The organism is Streptomyces sp. NPDC047017 (assembly GCF_040644175.1).
Classification (GTDB): Bacteria; Actinomycetota; Actinomycetes; order Streptomycetales; family Streptomycetaceae; genus Streptomyces.
In genome coordinates, this window is sequence record NZ_JBEYVW010000028.1 from 42,153 (window position 1) to 57,238 (window position 15,086).

Here is a 15,086-nt window from a genome sequence, read left to right on the forward strand (position 1 = left end):
GTTCCGGAAGGTTCCAGAAGGACGAAGGCAGGGATTCAGCAACATGCGACAGGTCACCCGCAAGGGCCTGATGACCGTGGCCGCGGCCACCGGCGTGATCGCCGCCGCGAGCGGCGCCGCGTACGCCGACGCGGGCGCGGGCGGTGTCGCCGCGGGCTCGCCGGGCGTGCTGTCCGGCAACACGGTGCAGGTGCCGGTGCACGTGCCCGTGAACGTCTGCGGCAACACCGTCAACGTCGTCGGGGTGCTCAACCCGGCGGCCGGCAACACCTGCGCCAACCACGGCGGCGGCAGCGGCGGCTCCGGACACGGCGGCCACCGCGGACCGGGGGGCGCGCACGCCGGTGGGCACACCGGCGGCTCGCCCGGCGTGGGCTCGGGCAACCAGGTCCAGGTCCCGGTCGACGTGCCGGTGAACGTCTGCGGCAACAGCGTCGACGTGGTCGGCGTGGGCAATCCGGCGCTGGGCAACCACTGCGCCAACCAGGGCGGTTCGGGCGGGGGCCACAACCCGCCGGGCGGCGGCCACGGCAACCCGCCCGGCCACCCGGGCCAGCCGGGCCACCCGGGACAGCCGGGCCACCCGGGCCAGCCCGGCCACCCCGGTCACCCGGGCCAGCCCGGCAATCCGGGACAGCCGGGCCACCCCGGCAACCCGGGTACACCGGGGCAGCCCGGTAACCCCGGCAATCCGGGGACGCCGGGACAGCCCGGTAACCCCGGCACGCCCGGCCACCCCACCACGCCGCCCTCCACCGGCGGCAAGACGCCCGGCGGGCCGGTGCACGTCAACCACCCCGGCACGCAGACCGTCACCAAGCCGGGCAGCGGGGCGCAGCTCGCCCACACCGGCAGCGACCTGCCGATGGGGCTCGCCCTGCCGGTCGGCGCGGGCGCGCTGCTGGCGGGCGCGATGCTGTTCCGGAGGGCACGCGCCTCGGCGTGAGGCGTGGGAGGCCCGTGCGGCACGTGAGGCCCGTGCGGCACGTGCGGCAGTGAGGCGCGTGCGTCGCTCGGGCCGCATGGTGGGCCGTATGAACATGAAGGCGTGAGCATGTCACAGTGGGCCCCGCATGCGCGGGGCCCACTGGGGGTTCGGCCGGTGATCCGGCCGGGTGGTCCGGCCGCCTCAGCTCACCAGGTGGCGCGTACCTGGCGGATGATCCGCCGGCGCAGCCGCACCCTGCGGCTGCCGTCGCGCATCAGGCTCAGGCGGTACAACTCCCAGTGTCCGTACTCGGCGTGGTCCGTCAGCAGGCGTGCCGTCTCGTTGCGGGAGACCCCGCGCGGGACGAACACGTCGACAAATTCGTATTCCGGCATCGCATCTATTGTGCGGGCTGGGGCCCGGTACGGATAGCGTCTGCACTATGTCTGATGCTGCGCAGCCCACCGCTGCCGAGGTACGCGCCGCCGCCGAGGCGGTCAAGACCGCGCTCGACCGTCACCTGGCGGCGGTCGAACGCAGGTCGGGGGACGACGACCCGGCCGTCTACGAGGCGTTCAACCAGCTGGCCGCGGCGGCGGAGGCGTACGACGAACTGCTCTACGACCGCTACGACGAGGTCACGCCCTTCGAGATCCCCGGTGACGACGCGCTGCCGCCGTACACGGGCCCCGAGGAGCCGAACGCGATCAGCGTGCTGATCCGCCGCGACTACGCCGTGGCCGACCAGCGGCGGCTGCTGGCCCAGGCCCAGCGCGTGGAGGCCGCGGACGCCGAGACCGGCGCGGGTATCGGCGACGGCGTCTCCGGCACGGTGCACGGAGCGCTCGGTGTCCTGTTCGGTGAGTTCGAACCGGACGAGATCGCCTCCCGGCACAAGGAGTTCGGCCTGGAGGAGGGCGACTCCACGCTCTGGGTCACGGCCTCGGACGAGCCCGCCGACCCGGGCGACTGGCTGGAGTCGCCGTTCGAGCAGGTCGATCCGCAGGCAGTGGTCTGCCGCTTCGACGTCAGCGCGGTCTTCGACGACGAAGACGAGGAGGACGGCGAGGACGGCGAGGACGGCGACGCGGAGGACGCGGACGGCGACGACACCGAGGACACCGAGGACGCGGACGAACTCGGCGCCGAGTTCGACGAGGAGGAGCTGGGCACCGGCCTCGACGAGGAGGACCTGGAGCCGCTGGACCGCAGGGACCGCTAGCGCAGGCGCGGCGGACGGTGAGAGGCCCGGGCGGCGGAGCCGCCGCCCGCCCGCCCGCCGCGGCCACGTCCGGACCCGCCGCCTGCCGCCCGCCGGGGCCACGTGTCCGGGCCCGCCGCCCGCGCCCCAGGTCCGGGCCCGCCGCCCGGACCCGCCGTCAGTCCTCCGCCCGCGCTCGCGCCTGGGCCGGCGCCTGAGTCTGCGCCTGCGTCTGGGGGCCCAGCAGGGCCGGCAGGCGGGTCGTGCGGGGCTTCGGCGGCACCTCCGCCACGGCCCGGGGCAGCGCCTGCTCCACACCGTGCACCACGGACAGATGACGGATCGCCCGGCCGAACGCGGTGTAGATCCAGGCCCGGCTGAGCGCCCCGGCCGCGTCGCCGGGCAGCACCACGACCGCCGCGGGCCAGCGGGCGCCCGCGGCCTGATGCGCGGTCAGCGCCCACCCGTGCCGCACCCGGCCCTCGACCTGCTCCTTCGCTACGACCACGGGGGCGCCCGAGCACGACAGGTGCAGCCCCTCCGCGTCGGCCTTCACCACCTGACCGGGCAGCGCACGGCCCGGGGCGGGGGAGTACACGATCCGGTCGCCCGGGTCGAAGCCGCCGAAGCGGCCGGGGCCCGGATTGAGCCGTTCCTTGAGCGCCGCGTTGAGCGCGCGGGTACCCGCCGCACCGCCGTGCCCGGGAGTGATCACCACGGTCTGCTCGGCCGGGACACCGATCGCCCGGGGCACCGAGTCCGCGACGAGCTGCACCGTCCGGTGCACGGCCTCGCCGGCGTCCCGCACCGGGACGATCACGACCTCCTTGCCGGGCGCCGCCACCTGATTCAGCTCGCCCACGCCGATGCCCGAGACCAGCTCGCCCAGCGGCCCGGGGTCCGGCACCCGGGAGGCCACGTGCGGGCACGCCCGCGCCGCCAGCAGATCCGCGAAGACGCGTCCGGGACCCACGGACCACAGCACCGCCGGGTCCCCGGCCAGCACGAGCCGGGCACCGTCCGGCAGCGACTCCACCAGCAGGGCCGCGCTCTCCACGTCCAACTGGGGGGCGTCGAGCACCACGAGGAGATCCAGGGCGAACATCCCGTCCGCGTCCCGGCCCGGCCCCTCGGCACCGGACAGCAGCCCGGCCGTCGTGACGACGAAGGGACCGTCCGGGCTGTCAGGAGCGCCGTCAGGGCTGTCAGAACCGTCAGGACCGGGGCTCTCGGCGGGGCCGCCCCCTTCTTCGGGGCGCCGCCGCAGGAGTTCGGTCAGGCCCTCCCGGCCGAGCGGGCTGTGCACGGCGGCCCAGGCGCGCAGCCCGAGACCGTGCGCCACGCGCAGCAGCCGCGCCGGTTCGGCACGGGAGGCCTCCCCGCCGCTGTGCAGCACCAGGGCATGGCCCGCGACCGCGCGGATCAGCTCGGCGGCGGACCCCGGGGCGGCGGCGGCCGCCCGCTCCCAGCCCTCGGCCGGGCCGTCCTGCTTCGGCACGGAGTTGACCAGCCGGGCCAGCCCGTCCGCGAGGCTCTCCTCGGCGAGCGCGTACCGCTCCAGGCCCACGAGGATCCGTACCGGGCGCTCCTCCTCCCCGTCCTCGGCGTCCCCCTCGGCGGCGGCCGGGGCGCCCGGCTCCTCCAGGGCGTCCTGGAACACCAGGGCCTCGCCCTCCGCGAGCGTGCTCTGCAGGACCGCGTCCGGGTCGGGCACCCCGCGCTGGGCCAGGGCGGCGGTCAGCGCCGGCGCCTCCAGGGCCGTATGCCCGGCCAGTGCCGCCTGCTCCAGCAGCCAGCCGGCGAAGGCCCGTCCGCGCCGCTCGTCGGCGGGCCCGCAGTCCGCGCCGAGCAGGGCCCGCGCGAAGCCGTCGGCCTGCTCGGGCCGGACCCCGGGAACATGGACCAACTGCCAGGGATCGGCGCGCAGCCGCTCCGGCGCGCCCTCACCGAGGGCCGCCGCGACCGGGAGGGCGAGCGCGTCGGGCGCGCCGCCCTCGCCCAGCACCCGGCGTACGGCCTCGACGGACTCGGTGGCGGGCGCGGCGGGCACGGCGGCCGCCTCGGCCGTCACGGGCCCCGGGCGCCGCGCGGGCTCCGGGGCGGGCCTGCGCCGTACGGGCTCGGGCTCCGGCTCGGCGAAGACGGTGGCCGCGGGCTTCTCGCCGCTCTCCACGGCCCGCACCGCCGCCAGCAGGTCGGCCGCCTTGCCGCTGAGCTTGGTCCCGCTCGCGATCGGCGTTCCCTTCTCCGTCTTCCGCCGCTCGATCCGCTCCCGCTCGACCCGCTGCGCGGCAAGCTCGGCCGCGGCCTCGGACAACCCGGCGGCCCCCTCCGCCGCGCCCTCGCCCGCGGTGCCACCCGCCGCCTCGTCGCCGTCCGGGCCGTTCCCACCCGCCGCACCGGCGCCGACATCGCCGCCGGCATCGGGATCGGCGCTGCCCGCGTCCCCCTCGGGACCGGCCTCCCCGGCCGCGGCGTCACCGCCCTCGCCGCCCGCCGCGCCCTCGTCCGCCGAGTCGTCCCCGACGGCGTCCGCCGGGACGGTGTCGGCCGCGTGGCCCGGGGGCGTGGCGGCTCCCTCCTCCGCCGGACCGGCCTGCGCCGGCCCCCCCGCCGTGCTGTCCGGCGTACCCGGCCCGGCTTTCTCCGTGGTCTCCGGCTCCGTGCTCACAGCGTGCTCCAGTCGTGATCGGGATAGCGGTGCACGGGCGCCGACACATCGTCGAGCGCCCGGCAGATCTCGTCAGGAAGACTAAGCGCCTCCACTGACAACGCCGCCGTGAGCTGCCGCGCGGTGCGCGCGCCGACGATCGGGGCGGCCACGCCGGGCCGGTCCCGGACCCAGGCGAGGGCGACCTGGAGCGGGGTCACGGCCAGCCCGTCCGCGGCCGTCGCCACCGCGTCCACGATGCGGCGCGCGGTGTCGTCGAGATACGGCTCGACGAACGCCGCCAGGTGCTCCGAGCCGCCCCGCGAGTCCGGCGGCGTCCCGTTGCGGTACTTGCCGGTCAGCACGCCCCGGCCCAGCGGCGAGGACGGCAGCAGACCGATGCCCAGGTCCAGCGCGGCGGGCAGCACCTCGCGCTCGACGCCCCGTTGCAGCAGCGAGTACTCCAGCTGGGTGCTCGCCAGCGGGGTCCGCGCGCCCGGCGCCGCGAGCTGCCAGGTCCCGGCTCTGGCCAGCTGCCAGCCGCAGTAGTCGGCCACCCCCGCATACCGCACCCGGCCGCTGCTCACGGCCAGGTCGAGGGTGTGCAGGGTCTCCTCCAGCGGGGTGTGCGGGTCGTAGGCGTGCACGTGCCAGACGTCGATGTAGTCCGTGCCGAGCCGGGCGAGCGAGGCGTCCAGGGCCGCCAGCAGATGACCGCGGGAGGCGTCGACCCGGCGGTCGGGGTCGGCCACGCCGCCCGCCTTCGTGGAGATGACCAGGTCACGGCGGGGCACAAGACCGTCCGTCAGCCGTCCCAGCAGGTATTCGGCCTCCCCGTCCCCGTACACGTCGGCCGTGTCGACGAGGGTGCCGCCCGCGTCCCAGAACGCCTTCAGCATGTCCGCGGCGTCGTGCTCGTCGGTGTCCCGGCCCCAGGTGAGGGTGCCGAGGCCGATGCGGGACACGCGCAGGCCCGTACGGCCGAGATGCCTCTGCTCCATGAACGCCGAGATTACTGGCCGGTGACGCCCCGTGGTGACCCTGTGGACAACCCGCCGACCTGCCCGCGGACCGTCCACAGCCCCGTCCGCGCGCCCCTCCGCGCGCCCTCCGCGAGGCGGCCGTCACACCGGCCGCGACCTGCCGTATTCCCCGGCCGCGCGCTAGGGTCTCCCGCACAGAGCACGTTACTGATCGGTAAGGGGATGCGGCATGCGGCTCGGGATCAACCTCGGTTACTGGGGTGCCGGGATGGACGGGGACAATCTGGCCGTCGCGCAGGAGGCGGACCGTCTCGGCTACGCCGTCTGCTGGGCGGCGGAGGCGTACGGCTCGGACGCGGCCACCGTGCTCACCTGGGTCGCCGCCCAGACCGAGCGCATCGACGTCGGCTCGGCCATCTTCCAGATCCCGGCCCGCCAGCCGGCGATGACGGCGATGACGGCCGCCACCCTCGACTCGCTGTCCGGCGGCCGGTTCCGCCTCGGCCTCGGCGTCTCGGGGCCGCAGGTCTCCGAGGGCTGGTACGGCGTCAAGTTCGACAAGCCGCTGGCCCGCACCCGCGAGTACGTCGAGATCGTGCGCAAGGCGATGACCCGCGAGCGGCTGTCGTACGAGGGCACGCACTGGACGCTGCCGCTGCCCGGTGGCCCCGGCAAGCCGATCAAGCTGACCGTGCACCCGCAGCGCGAGCACATCCCGCTCTACATCGCCGCCATCGGCCCGAAGAACCTGGAGCAGACCGGCGAGATCGCTGACGGCGCGCTGCTCATCTTCCCCTCCGCCGACCACCTGGAGGAGACCGCGATCGGGCACCTGCGCGCCGGCCGCGAGAAGGCCGGCCTGACCCTGGACGGCTTCGACATCTGCCCGACCGTGCCGCTCGCCCTCGGCGACGACAAGGACGTGGCCGCCCTCGCCGACACCTTCCGCCCCTACACCGCCCTGTACGTCGGCGGCATGGGCAGTCGCAAGCAGAACTTCTACAACCAGCTCGCCCGCCGCATGGGCTACGAGAAGGAAGCCGCCGAGATCCAGGACACGTACCTGTCCGGCGACAAGCAGGGCGCCGCCGCGGCCGTACCGCAGCAGCTGATCGACCAGACCACGCTGCTCGGCTCCGTCGACCGGATCGCGGACCGGATGAAGGCGTACGCGGCGGCCGGCGTCACCACGCTCACCCTGGCCCCCGCCGGCTTCACCCTGGACGAGCGCCTCGCCGCGCTCCGCGCCGGCACCGAGGCCCTGGAGCGCGCCGGACTGGCCTGACCGCCGCCCCCGCCGGGCGACGACCGCGCCCGCCGGGGCGAGGGGGGATTTCCGCGGCCGTGGTGGGGGCTCGGGGTCCTCCCCGCCACGGCCGTCACCCAGGACAACGCACCGGAGCGCGCCCGGTTACGCCCTGCGCGCCACACGCGTACGCCCGGGCGCCCCCGCTCCACGCGTACACCGGTCCGCCACGCCCGACCGCCAGCTCCCCCGGCGCCTACAGCCACCCCCGCTGCTTGAACAACCGGTACAGCAGCACCTCCAGCACGGCCATCACCGCGATCACCACCGGGTACGACCAGACCCAGTGCAGCTCGGGCATGTGCTCGAAGTTCATGCCGTAGATCCCGGCGATCATCGTCGGGATCGCTGCCATGGCCGCCCACGCGGAGATCTTCCGCATGTCGTCGTTCTGCTGGACGCTGGTCTGCGCCAGATGCGCCGACAGGATGTCCGAGACCAGCCGGTCCAGGCCCTCCACGGACTCGTTGACGCGGGTGAGGTGGTCGCTGACGTCCCGGAAGAAGGGGCGCGCCTTGTCGTCCACGAAGGGCACGGTCGCGGTGAACGCGCCCACCCCGGTGCCGCCCAGGCGGGACATCGGCACCGCCAGCGGGCCCGTCGCCCGCCGGAACTCGGTGATCTGGCGCTTGAAGTTGTAGATCCGGGAGGCGGTGTGCCGCGAGCCGCCCCGGTCGGGGGAGAAGACCTCCGCCTCCAGCTCCTCCAGGTCCGTCTGCAGTTCGGTCGCCACGTCCAGATAGTGGTCGACGACCGAGTCGGCGATCGCGTACAGCACCGCGGTCGGGCCCTTGCCGAGCATCTCCGGCTCCTGCTCTAGCCGGTGCCGCACGGCGGCGAGCCCGTCACCCTCACCGTGACGGACAGTGACCACGAACGAGTCACCCAGGAAGATCATGATCTCACCGGTCGAGACGGCATCGCTGTGCGGCTCGTACACCACCGGCTTCAGGACCATGAACAGCGAGTCGTCGTAGACCTCCAGCTTGGGCCGCTGGTGCGCCTTCAGCGCGTCCTCCACCGCCAGCGCGTGCAGCGCGAACTCCTGGCTGACCAGCTCGAACTCGTCCGGGGACGGTTCGTGCAGCCCCACCCACACGAAACCGCCGGCCGCCCGCGCCTCGGCCAGGGCGTCGGAGAAGTCCTCCGGGCCCTCGGTGCGGTGGCCGTCGCGGTAGATACCACAGTCGACGATCACAGAGTGTGTTCTCCTTTCGCCCGGCCGACGCCGGAGCCGCGGGTACGCCTACGCTGGCCGCATGCCCACGCTGATCCTCGTCAGGCACGGACGTTCCACCGCCAACACCGCGGGACTGCTCGCCGGCTGGACGCCCGGCGTCGCCCTCGACGAACGCGGCGCCGCGCAGGCCGCCGCGCTGCCCGGCAGGCTCGACGGCCTGCCGCTCGCCGAGGTCGTCACCAGCCCGCTGCAACGCTGCCAGGAGACCGTACAGCCTCTCCTGGACGCCCGGCCCGGTCTGCCCGTACACACGGACGAGCGGATCGGGGAGTGCCACTACGGCGACTGGTCCGGCCGCAAGCTCGCCGAACTCAAGGACGAACCGCTGATGGAAGTGGTGCAGTCGCACCCCTCGGCGGCGGCCTTCCCCGGCGGCGAGTCCATGCGCGCCATGCAGACCCGCGCCGCCGAGGCGGTGCGCGAGTGGAACGCGCGCGTGGAGCGCGACCACGGCGCCGACGCCGTCTACCTGATGTGCTCGCACGGCGACATCATCAAGTCCCTCGTCGCCGACGCCCTCGGCCTGCACCTCGACCTCTTCCAGCGGGTCTCCGTCGAACCGTGCTCCGTCACCGCGATCCGCTACACCCGGCTGCGGCCCTTCCTCGTCCGGCTCGGCGACACCGGCGACTTCGCGTCGCTGGCCCCGCGCGAGGAGCAGGCGGACGGCGACGCCGCCGTGGGGGGCGGCGCGGGCGCACCGTGATCGTCGGCCGCAGTAGGGTGAAGCGGTCGCCGCCGGCTTCCCGACTCCCGTCGTGATCCCGGTCCCCCCGCCCCGATCCCCCGACCTCCCCCCGATCCCCATGGAGACAGGACGTGTCCCGTCAGGTGTTCCTCTACGACCCCCCGGACCGCTTCGTGGCCGGCACGGTCGGACTGCCCGGGCGCCGTACGTTCTTCCTCCAGGCCACCGCCGGCCCCCGGGTGACCAGCGTGGCCCTGGAGAAGACCCAGGTCGCCGCGCTCGCCGAACGCATGGACGAACTGCTCGACGAGGTGGTGCGCCGCAGCGGCGGCAACGCGGCGGTGCCCGCGGTCGCCCCCACCGAGGTCACCGACAGCCGTCCGCTGGACTCCCCCGTCGAGGAGGAGTTCCGGGTCGGCACCATGGCGCTGGCCTGGGACGGCGAGGAACAGCGCATGATCGTCGAGGCGCAGGCCCTCGTCGAACTCGACGCGGAGTCCGAGGAGGACCTCGCCGAGGCCGAGGAGCGGCTGCTCCAGGACGAGGAGAACGGCCCGCCGATGCTGCGGGTCCGGCTCACCGGCGCGCAGGCGAGGGCCTTCGCCAAGCGCGCCCTCGACGTCGTCAACGCCGGGCGGCCGCCGTGCCCGCTGTGCAGCCTCCCGCTCGACCCGGAAGGACACGTATGCCCGCGCCAGAACGGATACCGCCGCGGGGCGTGACGCCCGGCGCCGCCGCGGCCGGGCTGCTCGCCCGCGGTGAGCTGACCGTGCGCGGCCGCATCCGCGAGGCGTCCAACGCGGCGCTGTTCTGCACGGTCGCCCACGACGGCGCGGAGGCGTCCTGCGTCTACAAGCCGGTCGCGGGGGAGCGCCCGCTGTGGGACTTCCCGGACGGCACCCTCGCCGGGCGCGAGGTGGCCGCCTACGAGGTCTCCGAGGCGACCGGCTGGGGCCTGGTGCCGCCCACCGTGCTGCGCGAGGGCCCCTACGGCGAGGGCATGGTCCAGCTGTGGATCGAGGCGGCCCCGGAGGCGGAGCTGCTGGCGCTGCTCGACGCCGAGGAGCCCGGCCCCGGCTGGAAGGCGATCGGGTTCGCCGAGGTCGGCGAGGACCGCACCGCGCTGCTCGTGCACGCCGACGACGAGCGGCTGCGGCGCCTGGCCGTGCTGGACGCCGTGATCAACAACGCCGACCGCAAGGGCGGCCATCTGCTGCCCGCCCCGGACGGGCGGCTGTACGGCATCGACCACGGCGTCGCCTTCCACGCCGAGAACAAGCTGCGCACCCTCCTGTGGGGCTGGGCGGGCGAGCCGCTGCCCCAGGAGGCCCTGTGCGTCCTCAAGGGCCTCAAGGACGCCCTGGCCGAGGGCGGCGCCCTCGCGGCCCGGCTGGCGGGCCTGATCACCCCGGCGGAGGCCGACGCCACCCGCGCCCGCGTCGACGCCCTGCTCGCCTCCGGCGTCCACCCGGAGCCGACCGGCGAATGGCCCGCCATCCCGTGGCCGCCTGTCTAGGGTCTTCCGCCGGGGGTTCGGATCATGCCGGACCCCGCGGGCCCGGCATGATCCGAACCCGGCATGATCCGGACGAGACCGCCGCGCCTGCCCGGATCGCCCGGAACCTCCGCGCGAGCACACCCGCCCCCGTCCCGCAAGAACGCCTGACCGGCCATCCGCACCGATCCGGTTCGTAGACGGGACCGCGGTCCGGTTACGCTCATGACATGCATGCCTGGCCCGCTTCCGAGGTCCCCGCCCTGCCTGGTCAGGGCCGCGACCTGAGGATCCACGACACCGCGACCGGCGGCCTGGTCACCCTCGCCCCCGGTCCCGTCGCCCGTCTCTACGTCTGCGGCATCACGCCGTACGACGCGACCCACATGGGTCACGCGGCGACCTACAACGCGTTCGACCTCGTCCAGCGCGTGTGGCTCGACACCAAGCGGCAGGTCCATTACGTCCAGAACGTGACCGACGTCGACGATCCGCTGCTGGAGCGGGCGCAGCGCGACGGCCTCGACTGGGTGAAGCTGGCCGAGCGGGAGACGGTCCTGTTCCGCGAGGACATGACCGCCCTGCGAATGCTGCCCCCGCGCCACTACATAGGCGCCGTGGAGGCGATACCCGGCATCGTCCCCCTGGTCGAACGGCTGCGCGATCTCGGCGCGGCCTACGACCTGGAGGGCGACGTCTACTTCTCCGTCGAGTCCGACCCGCATTTCGGCCAGGTCTCCCGCCTCGACGCGGCCGCGATGCGGCTGCTGTCCGCCGAGCGCGGCGGCGACCCCGAGCGGCCCGGCAAGAAGAACCCCCTCGACCCGATGCTGTGGATGGCGGCCCGCGACGGCGAGCCCAGCTGGGACGGCGCCTCCCTCGGACCCGGCCGGCCCGGCTGGCACATCGAGTGCGTGGCCATCGCCCTCGACCACCTCGGCATGGGCTTCGACGTCCAGGGCGGCGGCTCCGACCTAGCCTTCCCGCACCACGAGATGGGCGCCTCGCACGCCCAGGTGCTCACCGGCGAGTTCCCGATGGCCAAGGCGTACGTGCACGCCGGCATGGTCGCCCTGGACGGCGAGAAGATGTCCAAGTCCAAGGGCAACCTCGTCTTCGTCTCGCGGCTGCGGCGCGACGGCGTGGACCCCGCGGCCATCCGGCTCACGCTCCTCGCCCACCACTACCGCGCCGACTGGGAGTGGACCGACCAGGTGCTCCAGGACGCCGTCGCCCGCCTGGACCGCTGGCGCGCCGCGGTCTCCCGGCCCGACGGTCCCTCCGCCGACGCCCTGGTGGAGGAGGTCCGCGCCGCCCTCGCCGAGGACCTCGACGCCCCGGCCGCCCTCGCCGCGGTCGACCGCTGGGCGGCCCTCCAGCAGCAGCGGGGCGGCACCGACACCGGCGCCCCCGGCCTGGTCTCCCGCACGGTGGACGCCCTGCTGGGCGTGGCGCTCTGACCCGGCCGGCCGGGCGTCCGGCCGGTACGGCGACAGGGGCGGTGCGCGCTGCGCACCGCCCCTGTCCCTTCACTCCTCCGAGGAATCGTCCCCCGCGTCGCCGTCGTCCGGCTCCGCCTCCGGCCGGGGCGGTTTCGGCGGCCTCGTCCGCCCGCCGGGGCCGGTACCGCCCGGGCCGTCCCGGCCGTCGCGCAGGTACGAGCCGCTGTCGCCGCCGTCCGTGGCGTGTCCGCCCGCGGTGGGGCCGCCGCCGTCCCGGCGCCGCAGGTAGCGCTCGAACTCGCGGGCGATCGCCTCGCCCGACGCCTCCGGCAGCTCGGCGGTGTCCCGGGCCTCCTCCAGTGTCTGGACGTACTCGGCGACCTCGGTGTCCTCGGCGGCCAGCTGGTCCACGCCCACCTGCCAGGCGCGCGCGTCCTCCGGCAGCTCGCCGAGCGGGATGCGCAGGTCGAGCAGGTCCTCCAGCCGGTTCAGCAGGGCCAGCGTGGCCTTCGGGTTGGGCGGCTGCGAGACGTAGTGCGGGACCGCGGCCCACAGGGAGACCGCCGGCACCCCGGCGTGCGTACAGGCCTCCTGGAGTACGCCCACGATGCCCGTCGGACCCTCGTACTTGGTCTCCTCCAGATCCAACCGGCGGGCCAGGTCCGCGTCCGAGGTGGTCCCGCTGATCGGGACCGGACGGGTGTGCGGGGTGTCACCCAGCAGCGCGCCGAGGACGACCACCATCTCCACGCCCAGCTCGTGCGCGAAGCCGAGCAGTTCGTTGCAGAACGAGCGCCACCGCATGGACGGTTCGATCCCGCGCACCAGCACGAGGTCGCGCGGTTTCTCGCCGCCGACCCGGACCACCGAGAGCCTGGTCGTCGGCCAGGTGATCTTGCGCACTCCGCCGTCCATGAACACCGTGGGGCGGTTCACCTGGAAGTCGTAGTAGTCCTCGGCGTCCAGCGCCGCGAACACCTCGCCCTTCCATTCGCTCTCCAGGTGCGCGACCGCCGCGGAGGCGGCGTCACCGGCATCGTTCCAGCCCTCGAACGCGGCCACCATGACTGGGTCGATCAGCTCGGGAACCCCCTCCAGCTCGATCACCCAGTGCCTCCTTCCGACGTGCCCTCGCCTGACCCACCAACCTTACGGCGTGCGGCGGGGGCGCCCGCGACCCCCTTGCACGGGGGAGTGAACGCATGCCTGCCCCGTCCGGGCCGCCCGGACACCCATGATCGTCGGCCGGTACCGCCCGGCCCGGCGGACCGCCCCCGCCTTCGACCGTTCACGCGACGCCCCGGTGGAACTCCAGGTCGGCGGCGGCCAGTTCGCTCTCCTCGGGCAGCCGGCCGCCGGGCCGCGGCGCACCGGAGACGATCATGCCCCACGCGCCGAGAACCGGCCCCCGCGCAGGGGGACCGGACCTCACCGGCGTCCCGGGACCACCGCCGTATCACCGACGTGTCACCGCCGTATCACCGACGTATCGCCGCCGTATCACCGACGTATCGCCGCCGTGCGGCGATCACTTCCCGTCGAGCACGTCCTGGACCTTCGCCCGGACCTCGTCCGTGGCCAGGCCGCGGATCGTCAGCGTCGTACGGCGGCGCAGCACGTCGTCCGCCGTCTCGGCCCACTCGTTGTCCCGGGCCCACACGACCTGCGCCCAGATCTCCGGGGCGTCCGGGTGGACCCGCTCACCCAGTTCCGGGCGCTCGTTGGTGAGGCGGGCGATGTCGAAGGCGAGCGAACCGTAGTGCGTGGCCAGGTGCCGGGCGGTGTCGGCGGCCATCCGGGGGCCGGGCGCCGGACGGTCCACCAGCAGCCGGTGGGCGACCGCGCGCGGGTTGGCGATGCCCGGCAGCGGCAGCTTCTTCGGCAGCGTGGAGATCGGCTCGAAGTCGTCGCCCAGCGGGTGCCCCGGCAGCGCCTCCAGCTTCTTCATCACGGTGCGGCCGATGTGCCGGAACGTCGTCCACTTGCCGCCCGCCACGGACAGCATGCCGCCCCTGCCCTCGGTCACCACCGTCTCGCGCTTGGCCTTGGCGGTGTCGCCGGGACCGCCCGGCAGCACCCGCAGCCCGGCGAAGGCGTACGTGATCAGGTCCCGGTCGAGCTGCTGGTCGCGGATGGAGAACGCGGCCTCGTCGAGTATCTGCGCGACGTCCTTGTCGTTGACCGCGACATCGGCCGGGTCGCCCTCGTACTCCTCGTCGGTGGTGCCGAGCAGCAGCATGTCCTCCCAGGGGAGGGCGAAGGTGATGCGGTACTTGTCGATCGGGGTGGCCAGCGCGGCCTTCCACGGGGCGGTGCGCTTGAGGACCAGGTGCGCGCCCTTGGACAGCCGGATGGACGGCGCCGCGTTCGGGTCCTCCATCCTGCGCAGGTGGTCCACCCACGGGCCGGTGGCGTTCAGCACCAGCCGGGCGGCCACGCCGAACTCGTCGCCGGACAGCCGGTCCTTCAGCTCGGCGCCGGTGACCCGGCCCTTGGTGAAGCGCAGCCCGGTGACCTCGGCGTGGTTGAGGACGACCGCGCCCGCCTCGACGGCCGCGCGGACCGTCATCAGCGCCATGCGCGCGTCGTTCATCTGGTCGTCGCCGTAGACGGCCACGGCCTTGAGGTTCTCGGTGCGCAGCTCGGGCACGTCCTGCGCGGCCTTCGCCGGGCTGAGCAGGTGGCCCACGCCGTCGCCGAACGCGGACAGCGCGGAGTAGGCGAACACGCCCGCCCCGAGCTTCGCCGCGCCGTGCGGGCCGCCCTTGTACACGGGGAGGTAGAAGGTGAGCGGGTTCGCCAGGTGGGGGGCCACCTGGCGGGAGACCGCACGGCGCTCGAAGTGGTTCTCCGCCACCAGCTTCACCGCGCCGGTCTGCAGGTAGCGCAGACCGCCGTGGAGCAGCTTGGAGGAGGCGGAGGAGGTGGCGCCGGCGAAGTCGCCGGCGTCGACCAGGGCCACCCTGAGCCCGGACTGCGCGGCGTGCCAGGCGGTGGAGATGCCCAGGATGCCGCCGCCGATCACGAGGAGGTCGTACGTCGCCTTGGAGAGCTGCTCCCGGGTCTCGGCGCGGCTCGGGTTGGAGCCGGAGGCCGGGTGCGTGCCCAGGGCAGGCACGGACTGCAGGGTGGACTGACTGGTCATTGCGGTTC

13 protein-coding genes are annotated in these 15,086 nt (G+C 74.5%); 7 read left to right on the plus strand and 6 right to left on the minus strand.

The window, feature by feature from the left end; genetic code table 11:
- Positions 1–43 precede the first annotated feature (43 nt).
- On the plus strand, positions 44–946 hold the full coding sequence (locus tag ABZ858_RS34160) for a chaplin family protein (protein WP_361387777.1): 903 nt from the start codon (positions 44–46) through the stop codon (positions 944–946).
- Between the two features lie 188 nt (positions 947–1,134).
- On the opposite strand, the gene ABZ858_RS34165 is transcribed toward ABZ858_RS34160, so the two are convergent.
- A complete protein-coding gene (locus ABZ858_RS34165) occupies positions 1,135–1,323 on the minus strand; it encodes a DUF5703 family protein (RefSeq protein ID WP_361387780.1) in 189 nt (62 codons plus the stop codon).
- Between the two features lie 47 nt (positions 1,324–1,370).
- On the opposite strand from ABZ858_RS34165, the gene ABZ858_RS34170 reads away from it, so the two are divergent.
- Entirely contained in the window at positions 1,371–2,150 is a 780-nt protein-coding gene (locus tag ABZ858_RS34170; RefSeq protein ID WP_361387783.1) for a hypothetical protein, read from the plus strand.
- A 157-nt stretch (positions 2,151–2,307) separates the two neighbouring features.
- Here the strand turns inward: ABZ858_RS34170 and ABZ858_RS34175 are convergent, their stop codons facing one another.
- Both ABZ858_RS34175 and ABZ858_RS34180 read right to left on the minus strand, forming a co-directional pair.
- Positions 2,308–4,800, minus strand: a complete 2,493-nt coding sequence (locus ABZ858_RS34175; RefSeq protein ID WP_361387786.1) for a helix-hairpin-helix domain-containing protein — start codon at positions 4,798–4,800, stop codon at positions 2,308–2,310.
- Entirely contained in the window at positions 4,797–5,780 is a 984-nt protein-coding gene (locus ABZ858_RS34180) for an aldo/keto reductase (protein ID WP_361387789.1), read from the minus strand. Before ABZ858_RS34180 ends, ABZ858_RS34175 begins: the two co-directional genes overlap by 4 nt.
- Positions 5,781–5,991: 211 nt before the next feature.
- Between ABZ858_RS34180 and ABZ858_RS34185 the strand changes: the two genes are divergently transcribed.
- Positions 5,992–7,047, plus strand: a complete 1,056-nt coding sequence (locus tag ABZ858_RS34185; protein WP_361387792.1) for an LLM class F420-dependent oxidoreductase — start codon at positions 5,992–5,994, stop codon at positions 7,045–7,047.
- A gap of 217 nt (positions 7,048–7,264) precedes the next feature.
- On the opposite strand, the gene corA is transcribed toward ABZ858_RS34185, so the two are convergent.
- The gene (corA, locus tag ABZ858_RS34190) at positions 7,265–8,266 is read right to left on the minus strand and encodes a magnesium/cobalt transporter CorA (RefSeq protein ID WP_361387795.1); all 1,002 of its coding nucleotides are present in this window, start codon (positions 8,264–8,266) and stop codon (positions 7,265–7,267) included.
- A 61-nt stretch (positions 8,267–8,327) separates the two neighbouring features.
- Between corA and ABZ858_RS34195 the strand changes: the two genes are divergently transcribed.
- The 4 genes from ABZ858_RS34195 (at position 8,328) to mshC (ending at position 11,951) form a co-directional block, all read left to right on the plus strand.
- On the plus strand, positions 8,328–9,014 hold the full coding sequence (locus ABZ858_RS34195) for a histidine phosphatase family protein (protein WP_361387798.1): 687 nt from the start codon (positions 8,328–8,330) through the stop codon (positions 9,012–9,014).
- 113 nt (positions 9,015–9,127) lie between these two features.
- Positions 9,128–9,718, plus strand: coding sequence for a DUF3090 domain-containing protein (locus ABZ858_RS34200; protein ID WP_361387801.1), 591 nt, complete (start codon positions 9,128–9,130; stop codon positions 9,716–9,718).
- A complete protein-coding gene (locus tag ABZ858_RS34205) occupies positions 9,682–10,512 on the plus strand; it encodes an SCO1664 family protein (protein ID WP_361387803.1) in 831 nt (276 codons plus the stop codon). Before ABZ858_RS34200 ends, ABZ858_RS34205 begins: the two co-directional genes overlap by 37 nt.
- A gap of 209 nt (positions 10,513–10,721) precedes the next feature.
- Positions 10,722–11,951, plus strand: coding sequence for a cysteine--1-D-myo-inosityl 2-amino-2-deoxy-alpha-D-glucopyranoside ligase (gene mshC, locus ABZ858_RS34210; RefSeq protein WP_361387806.1), 1,230 nt, complete (start codon positions 10,722–10,724; stop codon positions 11,949–11,951).
- A 69-nt stretch (positions 11,952–12,020) separates the two neighbouring features.
- Here the strand turns inward: mshC and ABZ858_RS34215 are convergent, their stop codons facing one another.
- Together ABZ858_RS34215 and ABZ858_RS34220 are read right to left on the minus strand one after the other, a co-directional pair.
- Positions 12,021–13,040, minus strand: a complete 1,020-nt coding sequence (locus ABZ858_RS34215) for a PAC2 family protein (protein ID WP_361387809.1) — start codon at positions 13,038–13,040, stop codon at positions 12,021–12,023.
- Positions 13,041–13,461: 421 nt separating this feature from the next.
- A complete protein-coding gene (locus ABZ858_RS34220; RefSeq protein WP_361387811.1) occupies positions 13,462–15,078 on the minus strand; it encodes a glycerol-3-phosphate dehydrogenase/oxidase in 1,617 nt (538 codons plus the stop codon).
- Positions 15,079–15,086: the final 8 nt, after the last annotated feature.